The organism is Bradyrhizobium sp. 141 (genome assembly GCF_023074055.1).
Classification (GTDB): domain Bacteria; phylum Pseudomonadota; class Alphaproteobacteria; order Rhizobiales; family Xanthobacteraceae; genus Bradyrhizobium.
Genome location: NZ_JADPKR010000078.1, coordinates 94,629 through 113,311 on the forward strand (window position 1 = coordinate 94,629; position 18,683 = coordinate 113,311).

General features: G+C 65.3%; 14 protein-coding genes. 6 read left to right on the top strand and 8 right to left on the bottom strand.

Annotated elements, in window-relative coordinates; genetic code table 11:
- Positions 1 to 115: 115 nt before the first annotated feature.
- Positions 116 to 1,063, bottom strand: coding sequence for an alpha/beta hydrolase (locus tag IVA81_RS20640; protein WP_247321318.1), 948 nt, complete (start codon positions 1,061 to 1,063; stop codon positions 116 to 118).
- A gap of 221 nt (positions 1,064 to 1,284) precedes the next feature.
- Here IVA81_RS20640 and IVA81_RS20645 point away from each other — a divergent pair, with 221 nt between their 5' ends.
- Together IVA81_RS20645 and IVA81_RS20650 are read left to right on the top strand one after the other, a co-directional pair.
- Complete coding sequence (locus tag IVA81_RS20645) at positions 1,285 to 1,752, top strand: Hsp20 family protein (RefSeq protein ID WP_247321319.1); 468 nt, start codon at positions 1,285 to 1,287, stop codon at positions 1,750 to 1,752.
- A 292-nt stretch (positions 1,753 to 2,044) separates the two neighbouring features.
- Entirely contained in the window at positions 2,045 to 2,815 is a 771-nt protein-coding gene (locus IVA81_RS20650) for an alpha/beta hydrolase (RefSeq protein ID WP_247321320.1), read from the top strand.
- Positions 2,816 to 2,957: 142 nt separating this feature from the next.
- On the opposite strand, the gene IVA81_RS20655 is transcribed toward IVA81_RS20650, so the two are convergent.
- A complete protein-coding gene (locus IVA81_RS20655) occupies positions 2,958 to 3,743 on the bottom strand; it encodes a hypothetical protein (RefSeq protein WP_247321321.1) in 786 nt (261 codons plus the stop codon).
- 491 nt (positions 3,744 to 4,234) lie between these two features.
- On the opposite strand from IVA81_RS20655, the gene gltB reads away from it, so the two are divergent.
- Both gltB and IVA81_RS20665 read left to right on the top strand, forming a co-directional pair.
- The gene (gene gltB, locus IVA81_RS20660) at positions 4,235 to 8,968 is read left to right on the top strand and encodes a glutamate synthase large subunit (RefSeq protein ID WP_247321322.1); all 4,734 of its coding nucleotides are present in this window, start codon (positions 4,235 to 4,237) and stop codon (positions 8,966 to 8,968) included.
- Between the two features lie 145 nt (positions 8,969 to 9,113).
- On the top strand, positions 9,114 to 10,565 hold the full coding sequence (locus IVA81_RS20665; RefSeq protein ID WP_247321324.1) for a glutamate synthase subunit beta: 1,452 nt from the start codon (positions 9,114 to 9,116) through the stop codon (positions 10,563 to 10,565).
- Positions 10,566 to 10,725: 160 nt separating this feature from the next.
- Here the strand turns inward: IVA81_RS20665 and IVA81_RS20670 are convergent, their stop codons facing one another.
- Positions 10,726 to 12,483: an outer membrane beta-barrel protein gene (locus IVA81_RS20670; protein WP_247321326.1), complete on the bottom strand. Its 1,758-nt coding sequence runs from the start codon at positions 12,481 to 12,483 to the stop codon at positions 10,726 to 10,728.
- A 193-nt stretch (positions 12,484 to 12,676) separates the two neighbouring features.
- Between IVA81_RS20670 and IVA81_RS20675 the strand changes: the two genes are divergently transcribed.
- Positions 12,677 to 13,684, top strand: coding sequence for a KpsF/GutQ family sugar-phosphate isomerase (locus tag IVA81_RS20675; RefSeq protein WP_247321329.1), 1,008 nt, complete (start codon positions 12,677 to 12,679; stop codon positions 13,682 to 13,684).
- Between the two features lie 243 nt (positions 13,685 to 13,927).
- Here IVA81_RS20675 and IVA81_RS20680 read toward each other — a convergent pair whose 3' ends face one another.
- Entirely contained in the window at positions 13,928 to 14,485 is a 558-nt protein-coding gene (locus tag IVA81_RS20680) for a carboxymuconolactone decarboxylase family protein (protein ID WP_247321330.1), read from the bottom strand.
- Positions 14,486 to 14,557: 72 nt separating this feature from the next.
- Between IVA81_RS20680 and IVA81_RS20685 the strand changes: the two genes are divergently transcribed.
- On the top strand, positions 14,558 to 14,878 hold the full coding sequence (locus tag IVA81_RS20685) for a helix-turn-helix domain-containing protein (protein WP_247321333.1): 321 nt from the start codon (positions 14,558 to 14,560) through the stop codon (positions 14,876 to 14,878).
- A 61-nt stretch (positions 14,879 to 14,939) separates the two neighbouring features.
- On the opposite strand, the gene IVA81_RS20690 is transcribed toward IVA81_RS20685, so the two are convergent.
- The 4 genes from IVA81_RS20690 to hemH form a co-directional block, all read right to left on the bottom strand.
- On the bottom strand, positions 14,940 to 15,383 hold the full coding sequence (locus tag IVA81_RS20690) for an NfeD family protein (RefSeq protein ID WP_247321335.1): 444 nt from the start codon (positions 15,381 to 15,383) through the stop codon (positions 14,940 to 14,942).
- 54 nt (positions 15,384 to 15,437) lie between these two features.
- Positions 15,438 to 16,439, bottom strand: coding sequence for an SPFH domain-containing protein (locus IVA81_RS20695; RefSeq protein ID WP_247321337.1), 1,002 nt, complete (start codon positions 16,437 to 16,439; stop codon positions 15,438 to 15,440).
- Positions 16,440 to 16,603: 164 nt separating this feature from the next.
- Positions 16,604 to 17,581 (bottom strand): ABC transporter substrate-binding protein, encoded by a 978-nt coding sequence (locus IVA81_RS20700; protein WP_247321339.1) that lies wholly within the window; start codon positions 17,579 to 17,581, stop codon positions 16,604 to 16,606.
- A gap of 10 nt (positions 17,582 to 17,591) precedes the next feature.
- Positions 17,592 to 18,629: a ferrochelatase gene (gene hemH, locus IVA81_RS20705; protein ID WP_247321341.1), complete on the bottom strand. Its 1,038-nt coding sequence runs from the start codon at positions 18,627 to 18,629 to the stop codon at positions 17,592 to 17,594.
- Positions 18,630 to 18,683 lie beyond the last annotated feature (54 nt).

Sequence of the window (18,683 nt, forward strand, 5' to 3'; positions counted from 1 at the left end):
TCCGGGTGAGGGGGTACAGGTCTCTCGACGATCTCGCATGCGGAGAGAGCCCCTCACCCCAACCCTCTCCCCGTAAGAACGGGGCGAGGGAGCGCACCGCCTTCGCGGATGCATCTCACTTGAACAGCGGCGTGCCCGGCACGAAGGCATCGAAGGCGGCCCAGAACTGGGAGCGGTAGCGATCCTGCTCCTGGAGGATCTCGTGCTTGGCGCCGGCGATCACGAGATGGGAGCCGGCGCGCAAGTGATATGCAAATTCCTCGATCGCCGCGGTGGAGACCACGGCGTCGTTGGAAGCCGCCAGCATCAGGATCGGTTGGCGGATCTGCGAGGGGTAGTTCACGCCCTTGAACGTGTTCATCGCGCGGAAGGCGGTATCGGCCCAGGCCACGGTCGGTGACGCCAGCCCGAGCGTCGGATCCTCCTCCAGGATCGCGGCATTGCGTGCATAGCGCACCGGATCGCTGGTCACGGGATTGTTGATGAAGGGGTCGAGCCCGGTGAGGCGGTCGCTGCCCCCTGGGACATAACGGCCGCCCTGCCCGAGCAGACGCATCGTCTTGAGCAGCGCACGCACCGGAAGCGAGGTGGTGCGGCCAGGCAGGTCGATCATCGGCGCTGACAGCACCATACGGTCGAACCAGCGCTTGCCCGCATGCGCCACCCGCAGCATCACCGTGCCGCCCATGGAGTGGGCCAGCGCGAAGAACGGCGGCGGGCAATCCGGCAGCACCACCTGCTGCACGAAGGCCTCGACGTCGACCTCGAAATCGGAGAAATCGCGCACATAGCCCTTGCGCGGGTCGCGCAGGCGGCGCGAGGAATGGCCCTGCCCGCGCCAGTCGATCATCGCCACCGCAAAGCCGCGGTCGCGCAGATCGCGCACGGTTTCGAAATATTTCTCGATCTGCTCGCTGCGTCCGGTGAAGACGCAGACGGTGCCCTTGCGGTTCGCCGGAGGCGCCCAGCGCGCAAAGCGGAGCTCGGCGCCATCGGGCGTCTTGATGGTGCCGCTGACGACGTCTTCGGGAACGGGATTGGACGGGATCGAGACCAGCGTCATGATTGGAGGTGCTTGGGCGCGAAGTGCTGCAAATCAAGGGGCCAAAGCGCCGAAAAGGCGCAAATGCCGCCCTCTTGAACGCCGTCTCGTTCCACCCATATCACCTTCGTGCAGGCCGCTACCAGTGTTTCGGAACCGGAACATCAGGCTGCACACAGACTAAAGCCCGGCCCGATTGGCGGGCGGGTTACCAAACAGTCGCTCAATGGAGGACTAGGACCATGCGTAGCTACGATCTCACCCCGTTCTATCGTTCCACCGTCGGCTTCGACCGCCTCTTCAGCCTACTCGACCAGGCCGGTTCGGACGGCAGCCCCGGTTATCCCCCCTACAACATCGAGCGTACCGGCGAGAACGCCTACCGCATCACCGTTGCGGTCTCGGGCTTCGCCAGGGATGAGCTCTCCATCGTCGCGAAGGAAAATACGCTGACGATCAAGGGCGAGAAGGTCGCCAACGAGAACTCGAAGTCCGAAGTGCTCTACCGCGGCATCGCCGCGCGTGCCTTCGAGCGCGCCTTCCAGCTCGCCGACTTCGTGCAGGTCAAGGACGCCTCACTCGAGAACGGGCTGCTTCACGTCGATCTCGTCCGCGAGATTCCCGAGGCGAAGAAACCCCGCCAGATCGCGATCAACGCCGGCGCACCGAAGGCGCAGGTGATCGAGAACTCGGCCGCGCAAGCCGCCTAGGCAGCACGCGACTTCCAGGTTGAGAAAACGCCCCGGTGCCCCGGGGCGTTTTTTTGCTTGTTCTGTCGTTGCCTCGCGAAGCGCCCGCGAGCAGCCGGCTGGTTTTCGGTTGAACTGGAAATACAGGGTTGAGTCTGTCGTTCTACGTTACCGCCCACACTACGTAACCTTGCTTACGCGTCTCGTGCGCGCCCGATCAGGACGTTTGTCACGGATGAGTGACCAAGCGTAACGCCGCCACCCCGGGCACCGTCCTTTGGGCATCGAACCCAAAACAAAACGGAGAACGATCATGACACTTTGGCGCAGCCTTTTCGTCGCCGCGAGCCTGCTGGCGGCCCCCCTCAGCCTTGCTCACGCACAGACACCGCAGACCGTGAAGGCGACCAACGTCGTGCTGGTGCACGGCGCCTGGGCCGACGGTTCGAGCTGGTCCGAGGTGATCCCGATCCTCCAGGCCGCAGGCCTGCATGTGACGGCCGTACAGAATCCGCTGTCGTCGCTTGCCGACTCCGTCGAAGCCACCAAGCGCGCGCTGGCCGAGCAGGACGGGCCGACCGTGCTGGTCGCGCATTCCTGGGGCGGCACCGTGATCAGCCAGGTCGGCACCGACCCGAAGGTCACCGGCCTCGTCTATGTCGCCGCGCGCGCGCCCGATGCAAACGAGGATTTCGTCGCGCTGTCGAAGCAATTCCCGGCCGGCCCGGTGCGCGCCGGCATCGTCGAGCATGACGGTTACACCAAGCTGTCGGAAGACGCCTTCCTGAAGTACTTTGCCAATGGTGTGAAGCCTGAACAGGCCAGGGAGCTCTACGCCGTGCAATGGCCGACCGCGGCCTCGATCTTCGCCGGCCGCACCACGGAAGCGGCTTGGCATTCGAAGCCGAGCTGGTACGCGGTGTCGAAGAGCGACTACACGATCAATCCCGATCTCGAGCGCTTCCTCGCCAAGCGCATGAACGCCACCACGATCGAACTCGATGCCGGCCACCTCTCACTGGTGTCACATCCGAAGGAGGTGGCGAACTTGATCCTGGAAGCGGCGGGGTATCCGCGGAGCTGAGCGGCGATCGCTTTAATGCAAAAGGCGTCCGAGCATTTCAGGCGCCTTTTGTTTTTGCTCAGCTCTCTGCCCGAGGTCGTCTCTGCGAACGCAGGGAGGACACCGTTGGTGCGGCAGGCGCCACGGTGCCAAACACGTAGCCCTAATCCAGCCCCTGCGCCGCCGGCATCTCCTGCATCGGCAGAATCGTTGGAGCCGGCTTGGCTTGGCCGACGGTCGGTGCGGCGGCCTGAGGTGCCGCTTCCACCGGCTTCGCCTGCGCGGCGGCGGTCTGCTGCGCAGGCTGCGCCTGCGGTGCTTGGGCCTGCTGCGTCGCAGGCTCGGCCGGCTTCGCGATTGCAGCCGGCGTCTCGGCGCGGTGCGGAGCGGCCTTCGGCAGCGGGACGGAGCGGCTGGCCACATGCGGGATCGGGGCCGGCGGGCGCGGCGGGCCGCCTCGGACCAATGTCGGCGCCGGCAACGCGCTTTGCGGGCGGTAAGGCGCAACCGCGGGCTCCTCGAAGGCCGGCGCGGGCGCCATGCCATAGGCGTCGGCGGCCGGCATAAAACGGATGATCCGCCCGTCGCGGGCATCGATCACGAGCCGGCCGTCGTCGCCGCGGCGGTCGATCACCGTGATGGTGTAGACGCTGCCGCGCAGGCGCGGGATGCCGAGCGGCGAGAAGCCGTTGTCGCGCAGCACCGCGTAGACCTCGGTGGCCGGCAGCAGCGCCGGTGCCGGCCCCCGCTCTTCGTAGCCGTAACCGTAGCCTTGGCCGTAACGCGGCGGCGGTGGCGGCGCGACCTCCGAGGGCGCATAGGGTCCGTCGAAATCCGACACTGCGATCATGGCCCCTCCCGCAATACCGCTCGCCGGAACCTGCGCCTGGGCAGTGGTTGCAGCCAGCGCCAGCGTGGCAGCAGCCACACATCCTGTGAAAAACTTCATGGTCGACACGCTCCTGTCAGGCCCTGGATGACTTGCGCTCTTTCGCTTCTTGCGGCGTGGCGCGCCTTCCGAAGGGTTGATCCGAAGCTTCATTTGGGATTTCGGCGCCCACAGGGCCGGATCAGGGCGCGTTTGCTTCAAAACCGGGGCCGCGCAACTTTCGGAAAGCGATTGATTGACATATCGGGAATCGGGACTTCCGCGCGCTTGTGTGCTAGACAAAAATTTGGCAAGGTGATGGTTAGGACAGGAAGACTGTCTCAATTTTGCTTGCGGTTCCGGCACAGGGATTGCAGCGAAAACTGGCACTTTCGAGCGCCGGCAAGGTACCAGGCAAAGCCGTTCTCGGGGACGAAGAACGCCTAGGCCTGAATTTAAGAAAATGCGGCTCGCAGTGGACGAGCGGTGACCCAGAGGCGGGTGCCGCGGAACGCCCAAGGTGCGCCGAAGATGGCGGTGAGGCAGCTTGCCGCACGGAGAGGATTGGAACAATGAACGGGTCGCAATTCGAGAGCGCAAACATCGTGGCAGAAGAGCTGTCGGCGACGGTCGCCTCGAAAACGACCGATCCGATTCAGGAGCACAATTCGCGCCCGCCGGCCGAAGGCCTCTACGATCCGAGCTTGGAGAAGGACTCCTGCGGCGTCGGCTTCATCGCCAACATCAAGGGCCAGAAGTCGCACGAGATCGTCGCGGACGCACTGAACATCCTGTGCAATCTCGAGCACCGGGGCGCCGTCGGCGCCGACCCGCGCGCCGGTGACGGCGCCGGCATTCTGGTGCAGATCCCGCACGCCTTCTTCAGCCGCAAGGCCGGGGAGCTCGGCTTCGCGCTGCCTCAGCCCGGTGAATACGCCATCGGCGCGCTGTTCATGCCGCGCGACACCGCCTGGCGCAACGTCATCAAGAGCATCATCGCCGACCAGATCAAGGAAGAGGGCCTGACCCTGCTCGGCTGGCGCGACGTGCCGACCGACAATTCCTCGCTCGGCGTCACCGTGAAGCCGACCGAGCCCGCCTGCATGCAGGTGTTCATCGGCCGCAACGGCACCGCCAAGACCGAGGACGATTTCGAGCGCCGGCTCTACATCCTGCGCAAGTCGATCTCGCAGGCGATCTACCAGCGTCGCGACCGCGGCCTTGCAGGCTATTACCCCTGCTCGATGTCCTGCCGCACCGTGATCTACAAGGGCATGTTCCTCGCCGACCAGCTCGGCAAGTACTATCCCGATCTGCACGAGAAGGATTTCGAGAGCGCGCTCGCGCTGGTGCACCAGCGTTTCTCGACCAATACCTTCCCCGCCTGGTCGCTGGCGCATCCCTACCGCATGATCGCGCATAACGGCGAGATCAACACGCTGCGCGGCAACACCAACTGGATGGCGGCGCGCCAGGCTTCGGTGAGCTCCGAGTTCTACGGCAAGGACATCAACCGGCTCTGGCCCATCTCCTATGAAGGCCAGTCGGACACCGCCTGCTTCGACAACGCGCTCGAATTCCTGGTGCAGGGCGGCTACTCGCTGCCGCACGCCGTCATGATGATGATTCCGGAGGCGTGGGCCGGCAATCCCTTGATGGATGAGAAGCGCCGTGCCTTCTACGAATATCATGCCGCGCTGATGGAGCCGTGGGACGGCCCCGCCGCGATCGCCTTCACAGACGGCCGCCAGATCGGAGCCACGCTCGACCGCAACGGCCTGCGGCCCGCGCGCTATCTCGTCACCAAGGACGACCGCATCGTGATGGCGTCCGAGATGGGCGTGCTGACGATCCCCGAAGACCAGATTATCACCAAGTGGCGCCTGCAGCCCGGCAAGATGCTGCTGGTCGACCTCGAGCAGGGCCGGCTGATTCCGGACGACGAGATCAAGGCCGAGCTCGCCAAGAGCCATCCCTACAAGGAGTGGCTGGAGCGGACCCAGATCGTGCTTGAAGAGCTGCCGAAGGTGCCGACGACAGGCGTGCGCTCCAATTTGTCGCTGCTGGATCGCCAGCAGGCGTTCGGCTACAGCCAGGAAGACATCGCCATCCTGATGACGCCGATGGCGGCCACGGGCGAAGAAGCCGCGGGCTCGATGGGCAACGACACACCGATCTCGGCGCTGTCGGACAAGGCCAAGCCACTGTTCACCTACTTCAAGCAGAACTTCGCGCAGGTCACAAACCCGCCGATCGACCCGATCCGCGAGGAGCTGGTGATGAGCCTCGTCTCCATCATCGGGCCGCGGCCGAACCTGTTCGACCTGCAGGGCCTTGCCACCACCAAGCGTCTCGAAGTGCGCCAGCCGATCCTGACCGACGCGGATCTGGAAAAGATCCGCTCGATCTCCGATGTCGCCGAGTCGCACTTCAAGTCGCGCACGCTGGACACCACCTTCCACGCCGGCCTCGGTGCGGCGGGCATGGACCAGGTGCTGGACGAGCTCTGCGCGCGCGCGGAAAGTGCGGTGCGCGAGGGCGTCAACATCATCATCCTGTCCGATCGCATGGTCGGCACCGACCGGGTGCCGATCCCGGCACTGCTGGCCTGCGCCGCCGTGCATCATCATCTGATCCGCGTCGGCCTGCGCACCTCGGTCGGCCTCGTCGTCGAATCCGGTGAGCCGCGCGAAGTGCATCACTTCGCCTGTCTCGCAGGCTACGGCGCCGAAGCAATCAACCCCTACCTCGCGTTCGAGACCATCATCGCGATGAAGGACCGCCTGCCCGGCTCGCTCGACGACTACGAGATCGTCAAGCGCTACATCAAGTCGATCGGCAAGGGGCTCCTGAAGGTGATGTCCAAGATGGGCATCTCGACCTATCAGTCCTATTGCGGCGCGCAGATCTTCGACGCGGTCGGTCTCAAGGCCGACTTCGTCGCAAAGTTCTTCGCGGGAACGCACACCCGCGTCGAGGGCGTCGGCCTTGGCGAGATCGCCGAAGAAGCCGTGCGCCGTCATGCCGACGCGTTCGGCGAGGCTGAGGTCTACAAGACCTCGCTCGATGTCGGCGGCGAATACGCCTATCGCAGCCGCGGCGAGGATCACGCCTGGACCGCCGAGTCGGTGTCGTTGCTGCAGCACGCCGCGCGCGGCAACTCGCAGGAGCGCTACCGCGCCTTCGCAAAGATCCTCAACGAGCAGTCCGAGCGCCTGCTGACGCTGCGCGGCCTGTTCCGGATCAAGAACGCGGACGAAGAGAAGCGCAAGCCCGTAGCCCTCGACCAGGTCGAGCCGGCCAAGGACATCGTCAAGCGCTTCGCCACGGGTGCGATGAGCTTCGGCTCGATCTCGCGCGAGGCGCACACCACGCTAGCGATCGCCATGAACCGGATCGGCGGCAAGTCGAACACCGGCGAGGGTGGCGAGGAAGCCGACCGCTTCAAGCCGATGCCGAACGGCGATTCCATGCGCTCGGCGATCAAACAGGTCGCCTCGGGCCGCTTCGGCGTCACCACGGAGTATCTCGTCAACTCCGACATGATGCAGATCAAGATGGCGCAGGGCGCCAAGCCCGGCGAAGGCGGCCAGCTGCCCGGCCACAAGGTCGACGCGACCATCGCAAAGGTCCGGCACTCGACGCCGGGCGTCGGCCTGATCTCGCCGCCGCCGCACCACGACATCTACTCGATCGAGGATCTGGCGCAGCTCATCTACGACCTCAAGAACGTCAACCCGACCGGCGACGTTTCGGTCAAGCTCGTCTCCGAGATCGGCGTCGGCACGGTGGCTGCGGGCGTTGCCAAGGCGCGCGCCGACCATGTCACCATCGCGGGCTTCGAGGGCGGCACCGGCGCATCGCCGCTGACCTCGATCAAGCACGCCGGCTCGCCCTGGGAGATCGGCCTCGCCGAAACCCACCAGACGCTGGTGCGCGAGCGGCTGCGCAGCCGCATCGTGGTCCAGGTCGACGGCGGCTTCCGCACCGGCCGTGACGTCGTGATCGGCGCGCTGCTCGGTGCCGACGAGTTCGGCTTCGCCACCGCGCCGCTGATCGCGGCCGGCTGCATCATGATGCGCAAGTGCCATCTCAACACCTGCCCGGTCGGGGTCGCGACCCAGGATCCCGTCCTGCGCAAGCGCTTCACCGGCCAGCCCGAGCACGTCATCAACTACTTCTTCTTCGTCGCGGAAGAAGTCCGCGAGATCATGGCTTCGCTCGGCTTCCGCACCTTCAACGAGATGGTCGGCCAGGTTCAGCTGCTCGACCAGACCAGGCTGGTCGCGCACTGGAAGGCCAAGGGGCTCGACTTCTCGAAGCTGTTCGTCAAGCAGAAGGAAGAGAAGGGCCAGAAGATCTATCACTCCGAGCGCCAGAACCATCATCTGGAGGCGGTGCTCGACCGCTCGCTGATCGAGAAGGCGACGCCTGCGCTCGATCGCGGTGCGCCGGTGAAGATCGAGGCCAATATCAACAGCACCAACCGCTCCGCGGGCGCGATGCTGTCCGGCGCTGTCGCCAAGATCTACGGCCATGCCGGCCTGCCGCACGACACCATCCATGTCAGCCTCAAGGGCACTGCCGGCCAGGCCTTCGGCGCGTGGCTCGCCCACGGCGTCACCTTCGAGCTCGAGGGCGAAGGCAACGACTATGTCGGCAAGGGCCTCTCGGGCGGCAAGATCATCGTCAAGCCGCCGAAGAACTCCGCCATCGTGCCGGAAGAGAGCATCATCGTCGGCAACACCGTCATGTACGGCGCCATTCAAGGCGAGTGCTATTTCCGCGGCATCGCCGGCGAACGCTTTGCCGTGCGTAACTCGGGTGCGGTCGCGGTGGTCGAGGGCGCGGGCGATCATTGCTGCGAATACATGACCGGCGGCATCGTGGTCGTGCTCGGCAAGACCGGGCGCAACTTCGCAGCCGGCATGTCCGGCGGCATCGCCTATGTGCTGGACGAGGCCGGCGACTTCGACAGGCTGTGCAACATGGCGATGGTCGAGCTCGAGCCGGTGCTGTCGGAGGAGCTGATCAACGCCGGCACCTATAACCATTCCGGTGACCTCGAGGCGCACGGCCGGGTCGACGTGTTCAAGAACCTGCTCGCCTCCGACGTCGAGCGGCTGCACGTGCTGATCTCGCGCCATGCGAAAGCCACCGGCTCCAAGCGCGCCGCCGATATCCTTGCCAATTGGAAGGACTGGCTGCCCAAATTCCGCAAGGTGATGCCGGTCGAATACCGGCGCGCGCTGCGCGAAATGGCAGCCAACGCGGACGCCGAGCCGAAAATCGCGATCGGGGCGTAGCAATATCAGCGCCCGTCATTGCGAGCGTAGCGAAGCAATCCAGACTTTCTCCTCAGCGACAGACTGGATTGCTTCGTCGCTTCGCTCCTCGCAATGACGGTGAGGAAGCAACAAACGAATTTAAGCGGCAGGGACTTCGGGTTTAATGGGCAAGATCACGGGTTTTCTCGAAATCGAACGGCACGACCGCAAGTACACCCCGGTCGCCGAGCGCGTGAAGCATTACAACGAGTTCGTCGTTCCCTTGACCGAGAAGGAGGTGCGCGACCAGGCCGCGCGCTGCATGAACTGCGGCATTCCCTATTGCCACGGCACCGGCTCGGTCGCGCCCGGCACGCCCGGCTGCCCGGTCAACAACCAGATCCCCGACTGGAACGACCTCGTCTATCAGGGCAATTGGGAAGAAGCTTCGCGCAATCTGCACTCGACCAACAATTTCCCGGAGTTCACGGGGCGCATTTGCCCGGCGCCGTGTGAAGCCTCCTGCACGCTCAACATCGACGACAACCCGGTCACTATCAAGACCATCGAATGCGCGATCGTCGACCGCGCCTGGGACAATGGCTGGCTGAAGCCGGAAGTCGCGTCCGTCAAGACCGGCAAGAAGGTCGCGGTGATCGGCTCGGGCCCGGCCGGCATGGCCTGCGCGCAGCAGCTCGCGCGCGCCGGCCACGACGTGCATCTGTTCGAGAAGTTCGCCAAGGCCGGCGGCCTGCTGCGCTACGGCATCCCCGACTTCAAGATGGAGAAGGGCGTCATCGACCGCCGCGTCAAGCAGATGGAAGGCGAAGGCGTCACCTTCCACTACAACAGCCATGTCGGTGCCGACGGCAATGTCGATCCGCGCGAGATGCTCAACGAGTACGACGCGATCGCGCTGACCGGCGGCGCGGAAGCCCCGCGCGACCTGCCGATCCCCGGCCGCGACCTCGCCGGCATCCACTACGCCATGGACTTCCTGCCGCAGCAGAACCGCCGCGTCTCCAGCGAGCCCCTGAACGGCGTCCAGGAGATTTTGGCCGGCGGCAAGCATGTCGTCGTCATCGGCGGCGGCGATACCGGCTCCGACTGCATCGGCACCTCGCTGCGCCAGGGCGCGCTCTCGGTGACCCAGCTCGAGATCATGCCCGCCCCGCCCGAGCGCGAGAACAAGGGCCTGACCTGGCCGAACTGGCCCTTGAAGATGCGGACCTCCTCCAGCCAGGCCGAAGGCGCGGTGCGCGAGTACGCCGTGCTGACGCAGAAGTTTTCCGGCGAGAACGGCCAGGTCAAGAAGCTGCACTGCGTGCACGTCGACGACAAGTTCAAGCCGATTGCCGGCACCGAGTTCGAGCTCGACGCCGAGCTCGTCCTGCTCGCGATGGGTTTCGTGCATCCCGTGCACGAGGGCCTCTTGAAGTTGCTCTCGGTCGAGCTCGACCCCCGTGGCAACGTCAAGGCCAACACGCTCGACTACCAGACCTCGCGCCCGAACGTGTTCACGGCAGGCGACATGCGCCGTGGGCAATCGCTGGTGGTGTGGGCGATCCGCGAGGGCCGGCTGTGTGCCCGGTCGATCGATACGTTCCTGATGGGGAAGACGGATCTGCCGCGGTAGGCTCCGCTGCCAGATATACGAATGGTGTCATCGCCCGCGAAAGCGGGCGATCCAGTATTCCAGAGGCGTCAATCGTATACGGATAGGCTGCGGCGTACTGGATATTCCGCTTTCGCGGGGAATGACTTCGGAGTGAGTCGTTAGCTCAGCGCCGACTCGGCTAATTCTGCAGCCGGACCCCGACCATCACCACCGTGCCCTGCGAGCTCGACCCCGCCTGGTTCGAATCCAGGATGTCATGCCGCAGCGTGCCCTTGACCCAGATGTTGCGGTTGACCTTGTAGATCAGATTACTTTCGAACGAGTAGGTCTTGTCGTTGCGGTTCTGGCCCTGGTAGTCGAGCGTGCCGTAGGTGAATTTGCCGACGGCGGTGAGCCAGCGGCGGAAGTCGTGGTCGACTTCGGCCGAATAGGTGCGCACCAGGACGCCTGAGGAGCCGGGGATGGTGGTCTCCGCGATCTGGGTGTCGGTGAAGAATTTCACCGTGGTGAGGCCGCTCGCGTTCCAGATCAGCGAGCCCGACGTCAAGAATCCTGCAAGCTGGCTGAGACGCGGGTCGGTATAGTTGCGCGCGGAATAGCCGACCGAGATTTCGCCGGTGAGGATGCGCGAGAACTCGAACGACGAGCCGACCTTGGCGTAGCCGCCGTTCGAATCGCGGAAGTAGCCGTTGCGGTCGGCGGCCAAATCGTGGACGCGGGTGTCGCCCTGGATCTCGACGAACGGCTTCAGGCCGGGCTTGAGGTCGTAGGAGAAGCGCCCGATGCCGCCATACTGGTTGAAGTCGCGGTCGTTGTTGCTGAAGGTCGAGCCGTCGGTGAGCTTGGAGTCCGTGTAGGCGGTGCGATCGACGGTGGCGCCGGCGGCGACCTGGAAACGATTGAAGGACTGGTCGAAGCCGACCGTCGTGCCGTAGGCGGCGTACACCGGATATTTCTGCAAGCCGGCCTGCACGTTCGGGCTGCCGGGATTGTCGGTGGCGAGCCGCAGCCGCAGCTGCGAGGTCAGCTTGAGATCGCGGTCGACGTCGAGGCGGCCGTCGACATGGCCGTTGAAATCCGGACGGTCGATCTCGACCGGCGAAGGCGAGGCAAAACCGCCGATCGTTGCCGGCATGTTGTTGGTGTAGCCGGAGAAGGAGCCGCGCAAGTCGGCGACCAGCGCGTGGCGCTCCCAGTCGGACATCACCACAAGATCGGGGGCGACGACGTAGAGCGGCGAGCCGATCGGCTTGTTGAGACGCGCAGGATTGGTGTCATAGCCGGTGGAGAGCTCGAGCCCGCCCTTGATCAGGAAGCTGCCGGCATAGTCGCCGACGGCTCCGAAGGCATCGTCATCCGCCTTGAGGCGGCGGCGCTGCGGCTGGCCGGGCACGGTGCCCGCCATCGCCGCCGGCACCGGCGCCTTGTTCGCGGAGGCAGATGGCGGCGGCGCGATCCGCGGCAGGCCGAGCGTGGAGGCGGGCGGTGTTGCTGATGGCACCGGCGAGCCGGGACCGGCAGACCGCTTCGGCTTCGGCTGGCCCGGATGGAGCTTGGGTAGCTGTCGCTTACGGTTGAGCGAGTCGTAGCCGGAGCCGCTCGCGCCGGTGGCGGCCGGAAGGCCGTAGGTCGGGACCTGGCCGATGCGCGAGGTCGCCGGCGTTTGCTGGCGCTTGCGCGGATCGGCACTGGGATCCGGCAGCGCCGGCAGCGCATCCGATGGCGCCTGTGGCACGCCCGCCGTGCGGCGCGTCGGCAGCGTCTCGGGCGAGGCAAAGCCGCCGCGATTGGGATTGAACAGATCGGGCGTAAGGCTCTGGGCGACCGCGGGCCCGCACCCAAGGGCCGCCAGCGCAAGGCAGGGGACAAGGCACGGCAAAGCAGCGCGCAGGAATTGCGCGCGTTTGCTCCGGCTGGTGCCTGGAGACGACCCCACGATCGAATAACTCCAACGAAATCAAATACTTACGCGATGGTGCCCACCGGCTGGCGGGAACCATCGTTAATGGAGTTAAAACAATTATGGTTAATGACCCGTTGAGGCTCCGGGCAGGCTCGTCGCCTCCAGAGCCGCGGCGTGCTAATGAGGCGCCGACCGGGCGAACGCGCCCTCCTCCCTGGACCAGAGCATGCCGAGTTCGAAACCGCTGATGACCGCATCATCCGGCCCCATTCCTGACAGCGTCCAATCCGCGCTCCGCACGCTGGAGACGGAGAGCGGCGGCATCAACGCGCTCGCAGCCGCCCTGCGCGGCCCGCTGGGCGAGACGTTTGCGAGGGCGGTCGACCTGATCCGTAACGCTAAGGGCCGCGTCATCGTCACCGGGCTCGGCAAGTCCGGCCATATGGGGCGCAAGATCGCCGCGACGCTGGCCTCGACCGGTACGCCCGCCTTCTTCGTGCACGCCGCCGAGGCCGGTCATGGCGACCTCGGCATGATCACCACCGACGACGTCATCATGGCGCTGTCCTGGTCCGGCGAGCAGCCGGAGATGAAGAACGTCGTGAACTATTCGGCGCGCTTCGCCATCCCCATGATCGCGGTGACGTCGAACGCGGCCTCCTCGCTGGGACAAGCCGCCGACATCGTGATCGAGTTGCCGAAGGCGCGCGAGGCCTGCCCGCACAATCTGGCGCCGACCACCTCGACCATGATGCAGGTCGCGGTCGGCGACGCCATCGCGATCGCGCTGCTCGAAGGCCGCGGCTTCACCGCGCTGGAATTCGCGCATTTCCACCCCGGCGGCAAGTTAGGGGCGATGCTGAAATTTGTCCGCGACTACATGCGCACGGGCGCCGAGATTCCGCTCAAGCCTGAAGGCACCAAGATGTCGGAGGCGGTGGTCGAGATGTCGGCCAAGGGTCTCGGCTGCGTCTGCATCGTCAACGAAGCCAATGAGGTCGCGGGCATCATCACCGACGGCGATTTGCGCCGCCACATGCGCCCCGACCTGCTGACGGCGTCGGTCGACGACATCATGACGAAGCAGCCGAAAACGGTGCCGCCCTCGATGCTCGCCACCGAGATGATCGAGGTGCTGAACACAAGCAAGATCACGACGCTGGTCGTGACCGAGGCGGGCAAGGTGGTGGGCATCGTGCATCTGCACGATCTGCTGCGGGCGGGCGTGGCGTAGCCCGCGCAGTCTCTCTTCCGTCATTCCGGGGCGCGCCCGCTTGGGCGCGAACCCGGAATCCATTCATCTCCAAGGTTGCCGCTCGATGGATTCCGGGTTCACGCTTCGCGTGCCCCGGAATGACAGCGAGAGCGTGGCGCGTTCCTTTCCACCGTCATTGCGAGCGTAGCGAAGCAATCCAGACTGCCTCCGCGGAAACAGTCTGGATTGCTTCGTCGCAAGGGCTCCTCGCAATGACGGCGGCTAGAGCGGTGCCGGAAACCGCGCGGCGTTCTCCTCCAGAGGCAGCCGCAGCCCGTTCGCCAGATATGACACCGTGCGGTAGAAGCCGCACAGCAGCATGATCTCCAGAATCTGGGCCTCATCGTAATTCGCTGACAGCGCCGCGAACTCCTCGTCGGTCAACGTCGCGCGCGCGTGCAACGCATCGACCGCTGCAATCAGTGCCTGCTCCGCCGGCGACCAGCAGGATGAAGCTGCATCACCCAGCACGGTGGCGCGGACCTCCTGCTCGCTGAGCCGCGCCGGCCCGGCGAAGACAGCGACATGCACGCCCCATTCATATTCGCATTTGTTCAGCGCGCAGGTGCGGTCGATGACGATCTCGCGCTGGCGGAGCGAGAGCGGACCGGGATCGAGCAGGCCGCCGGCACGAAACTTGTCCCAGGCACGGCTGTGACCCGCCATCACCCGGAACAGCATCAGCGGCGGCGCGCCGCGCATGATGCGATCGAACTGCGCCTGGATCTCCGGGGGATAAGGCGGCGCGAGCGGTGCAATGCGCGGCGTGGATTGGGACATTGGCTGCCTACCTTGCTACATTTACCGTAGCAATACGCTACATTATTTGTAGCAATACGCAAGAGGGCCGATATGGCAAAGCAGGCAGCATCAGGGAACGTCCGCGGCTCGCGCACCGGGCGGCCAATCATGGCACTGCTCGATTTGCTTGGCCGGCGCTGGAGCCTGCGAATATTGTGGGAGTTGCGCGGCGAGCCCCTCACCTCCCGCGCATTACGCACCGCCTGCGACGAGGCTTCACCGACGGTGCTGCAATCGCGGCTGACGGAATTGCGCGAAGCGGGATTCGTGGAGCTTGGCGAGGCTGGAGGTTATGGGCTGACGCCGCTCGGGCGGGAATTGTGCGAGACGTTCATGCCGCTGCACCGGTTTGCGGAGCGATGGAGGAGGTAAACCCCAGAGCCGGCCGCGCACTCTGAGAGCCACCCTCTCCCGCAAGGGGAGAGGGGAAGAGCTACGCCGCGGCGACCGTCAGGTTCGCACCATCCACCTGCACCACTTTCACCCGCGTTCCCGCCGGCGTATCGGGCCCAGCCACGCGCCACACCGTGTCGCCGATGCGCACGGTGCCGCTGCCGTCGATGATCGGCTTCTCCAAAGTAAACTCGCGCCCGAGCAGCGCCTCGGTGCGCTTGTTGAGGAAGGGGCTGGCGCTCGCATCGCTCTTCGGCCGGGCGAGGCGGCGCCACACCGGCACGGCGGCGGCGGCGAACACCGCGAACATCACGAGCTGGATCTGCCAGGACATGGCAACGGCGAACGAGATCAACCCCACCAGCAGCGCGGCAAGCCCGAGCCAGAACAGGAAGACGCCCGGCGCCAGCACCTCCAGCGCCATCAGGATGAAGCCGAAGATCAGCCAGTTCCAGCTGCCGAGCGATACGAACATGTCGGTCATGACACGACCTTCTATCATTGGCGCCGCCCCTTTCGAAGGCTGATGCGCCGGTGACTATCCCTGCCGCGGCGGCACCGCCGGCGGCGTGCTGCCGGTCGGCGGCACTGAGCCGGGGCGGCGAGCGGCAGATCCAGAGGCCGCGCTCTCGCCGAACGTTGCTTTCGCGATCTCGCCGATGCCGGCGAGCGAACCGAGCATGCTCGTGGCTTCCATCGGCAGCATGATGATCTTCTGGTTCGGCGCCTCCGCGAACTGGCCGAACGCCTTGATATATTTGTCGGCGATGAAATAATTCAACGCGGCGACGTCGCCCTTGGAAATGGCTTCGCTCACCATCTGAGTGGCCTTCGCCTCGGCCTCCGCCGAACGCTCGCGTGCCTCGGCGTCGCGGAACGCGGCTTCCTTGCGGCCTTCGGCCTGCAGGATCTGGCCCTGCTTGGCGCCCTCGGCGCGCAGAATCTCCGACTGGCGCTGGCCTTCGGCAGCGAGAATGTCGGCGCGCTTGACGCGCTCGGCTTTCATCTGCCGTCCCATCGCTTCGACGAGGTCGGCCGGCGGGACAATATCCTTGATCTCGATGCGGTTGACCTTGACGCCCCAGGGCGAGACCGCGGCATCGACGACGCGGAGCAGGCGCTCGTTGATCTCATCGCGATGCGACAGCACCTGGTCGAGATCCATCGAGCCCATCACCGAACGGATGTTGGTCATGGTCAGGACCGTGATCGCCTGGTTGAGGTTGGCGACCTCGTAGCTCGCCTTCGCGGCATCGAACACCTGGTAGAAAGCGACGCCGTCCACCGTCACGGTGGCGTTGTCCTTGGTGATGACCTCCTGCTCGGGAATGTCGATCACCTGCTCCATCATGTTGATCTTGCGTCCGACGCGATCGAAATAAGGCACGATCAGATTGAGCCCGGGGCTGAGCGTCTGGGTGTATTTGCCGAATCGCTCGATGGTCCAGTCATAACCCTGCGGCACCGTCTTCACGCCGGCCACCAGCGTGACGATGACGAGCACCACCAGAACAATCGCGAAAATACCGAAGCCGCTCATATTTCCTCCAAGGCAGGAAAGAAGCCGGGAAAGGCCTTTCCCGCGCTGACATTGGTCGGGATCGCAACCCTACCGGTTCAGCGGTCGCAAGTAACGTCGGTACCGGTGCAATACCTAGCGATAGGTATCAACGCATCCAGCCATGCGGTCCGCTGCGGACGGCTTCATTCGATGACATCGTTCGCGATTGCGAGCAAGCCCGCGGGTAGCGTGACGCCAAGCGCCTCGGTCGTCTTCAGGTTGATCGTCAGCTCGAACTTGGTGGGGTTCTGCACTGGAAGGTCGGCTGGCCGCGCGCCCTTCAGGATGCGATCGATATAGTCCGCGGCGCGGCGCAGCTGCTCGGCGCTGTCGGTGCTGTAAGCCATCAGCCCACCCTCCTCGACGAAGGTGCGGCTCCAGAACACCGCGGGCAAGCGAGCCTCGGCGATCGTCGCCAGCAGCTGCGTGCGATTGGCCATGGTGAAGAAATCAGGCAGAACCAGGAAGCCGCCGTCCTTGCGCGTAGCCAGCGCCGCGATCGAGCCGGCGTCGTTCACCGGCGCAGGCTCGACGGCCACGTGAAGCGTCCGCGCGGCGTCCTCGACCGTGCGCAGCATCAGGGGCGCGAACGGCGCGGTCTCGGGATTGTAGACGACGAAGACGCGGCGAACGGGCGGCGTCACCTGCGTCAGCATCTCCAGCCATTTGCCGGCCAGTGGACCGTCGTAATCGGTGAAGCCGGTGATGTTGCCGCCGGGGTGCGCGAGGTTTTCGACAAAGCCCTGGCTGACGGGATCGGTGACGACGGCGAACACGATCGGGATCGCCGTCGTGCGCCGGCGCAACTCCTCGACCGAAGGCGTGCCGACCGCGAGCAGGATGTCGGGCTTGAGCGCGATCAACTCGTCGGCGAGCTGCGCGATGCGGGCGCGGTCGCCGCCACCGCTGCGCCAGTCGATCTTGAGGTTGTCGCGCTCCTTCCAGCCGTGGCCGGCAAGCGCCTCGACCAGGACCATGCTGCGCGTCTGCCCGATCGCATCATCGGCAGCCGTGACCGAGAGCACGCCGAGCCGCCGCGTCGCGTTCGGCTGCTGCGCCAGTGCCGGGACCGGCAGCGCCGCGATCATCCCAAGAAGCGCCAGGCACCTGCGGCGGTTCATGGGGCGCTCATCAGATCCAGCCCTGAAGCTCGCGCAGCACCAGGGTGCGGATCACGTCCATGCCCGGCTCGCTGTCGTTGAGGCAGGGGATCGCGGAAAACTGCTCACCGCCATTGTGCTTGAAGATCTCCGCATTCTCCTGCGCGATCTCCTCCAGCGTCTCGAGGCAGTCGGCGGCAAAGCCCGGCGTCACCACCGCGATGCGGCGCACGCCTTCCTTCGCAAGCCGCTCCATGGTCTTGTCGGTGTAGGGCTGGAGCCACTCGTCATTGCCGAAGCGCGACTGGAAGGTCAGCAGCAGTCTTGTCTCGTCCATGCCGAGCCGGCGACGCAGCGCCTCGGTGGTGGCGATGCAGTGCTGCTGATAGGGATCGCCCTTGTCGACATAGGATTTCGGCATGCCGTGGAAGGACGCCACGATCAGCTCAGGCTTGAAGGACAGCGTTGCCAGATGCGTCTCGATCGAGACGGCAAGCGCCTCGACATAGGCCGCGTCCTCGTAATAAGGCGGCGTCACCCGCAGCGTCGGTTGGTTGCGCAAACGGGCGAGCACGCGGAACACTTCGTCGCAGACGGTCGCCGACGTCGAGGCGGAATATTGCGGATAGAGCGGGACCGCCAGGATGCGCTCACAGCCTTTCGCGATCAGCGCGTCGATGCCCGACTTGATCGAGGGATTGCCGTAGCGCATCGCCCAGTCCACCACGACGTGGCCTCTGTCGGAAAGGGCGGCGGCGAGCTTCGCGGCTTGCGACCGCGTGATGGTCTTCAGCGGCGATTCGTTCTTCTCGGTGTTCCAGATCTTCTGGTAGTCCAGCGCCTTGGTACGGGGACGGCTGCGCAGGATGATCCCGTTCAACACGGCTTTCCAGACCAGGCCCTGGTCCTCGATGACGCGGGCGTCCGAAAGAAATTCCTTGAGATAGACCCGCACGCCCGGCGCATCGGCCGTATCCGGTGTTCCGAGATTGATCAGGAGCACGCCAACGCGCGGCAAGGCGGATTGGGCGGCCGGTCTCGCGGCCTCGATGGGGACGACACTGGTCATGGCTCTGTGGGTCGCGCGTTGGTCCGAACTTGTCAAGGTGAGCCCGGCATCGCT

Coding starts and splice junctions, on each gene's coding strand:
- gltB (WP_247321322.1), top strand. CDS start 4,235: ATGAACGGGTCGCAATTCGAGAGCGCAAACATCGTGGCAGAAGAGCTG.
- IVA81_RS20695 (WP_247321337.1), bottom strand. CDS start 16,439: ATGAGCGGCTTCGGTATTTTCGCGATTGTTCTGGTGGTGCTCGTCATC.
- hemH (WP_247321341.1), bottom strand. CDS start 18,629: ATGACCAGTGTCGTCCCCATCGAGGCCGCGAGACCGGCCGCCCAATCC.
- IVA81_RS20685 (WP_247321333.1), top strand. CDS start 14,558: ATGGCAAAGCAGGCAGCATCAGGGAACGTCCGCGGCTCGCGCACCGGG.
- IVA81_RS20645 (WP_247321319.1), top strand. CDS start 1,285: ATGCGTAGCTACGATCTCACCCCGTTCTATCGTTCCACCGTCGGCTTC.
- IVA81_RS20655 (WP_247321321.1), bottom strand. CDS start 3,743: ATGAAGTTTTTCACAGGATGTGTGGCTGCTGCCACGCTGGCGCTGGCT.
- IVA81_RS20640 (WP_247321318.1), bottom strand. CDS start 1,063: ATGACGCTGGTCTCGATCCCGTCCAATCCCGTTCCCGAAGACGTCGTC.
- IVA81_RS20665 (WP_247321324.1), top strand. CDS start 9,114: ATGGGCAAGATCACGGGTTTTCTCGAAATCGAACGGCACGACCGCAAG.
- IVA81_RS20700 (WP_247321339.1), bottom strand. CDS start 17,581: ATGAACCGCCGCAGGTGCCTGGCGCTTCTTGGGATGATCGCGGCGCTG.
- IVA81_RS20690 (WP_247321335.1), bottom strand. CDS start 15,383: ATGACCGACATGTTCGTATCGCTCGGCAGCTGGAACTGGCTGATCTTC.
- IVA81_RS20680 (WP_247321330.1), bottom strand. CDS start 14,485: ATGTCCCAATCCACGCCGCGCATTGCACCGCTCGCGCCGCCTTATCCC.
- IVA81_RS20675 (WP_247321329.1), top strand. CDS start 12,677: ATGCCGAGTTCGAAACCGCTGATGACCGCATCATCCGGCCCCATTCCT.
- IVA81_RS20650 (WP_247321320.1), top strand. CDS start 2,045: ATGACACTTTGGCGCAGCCTTTTCGTCGCCGCGAGCCTGCTGGCGGCC.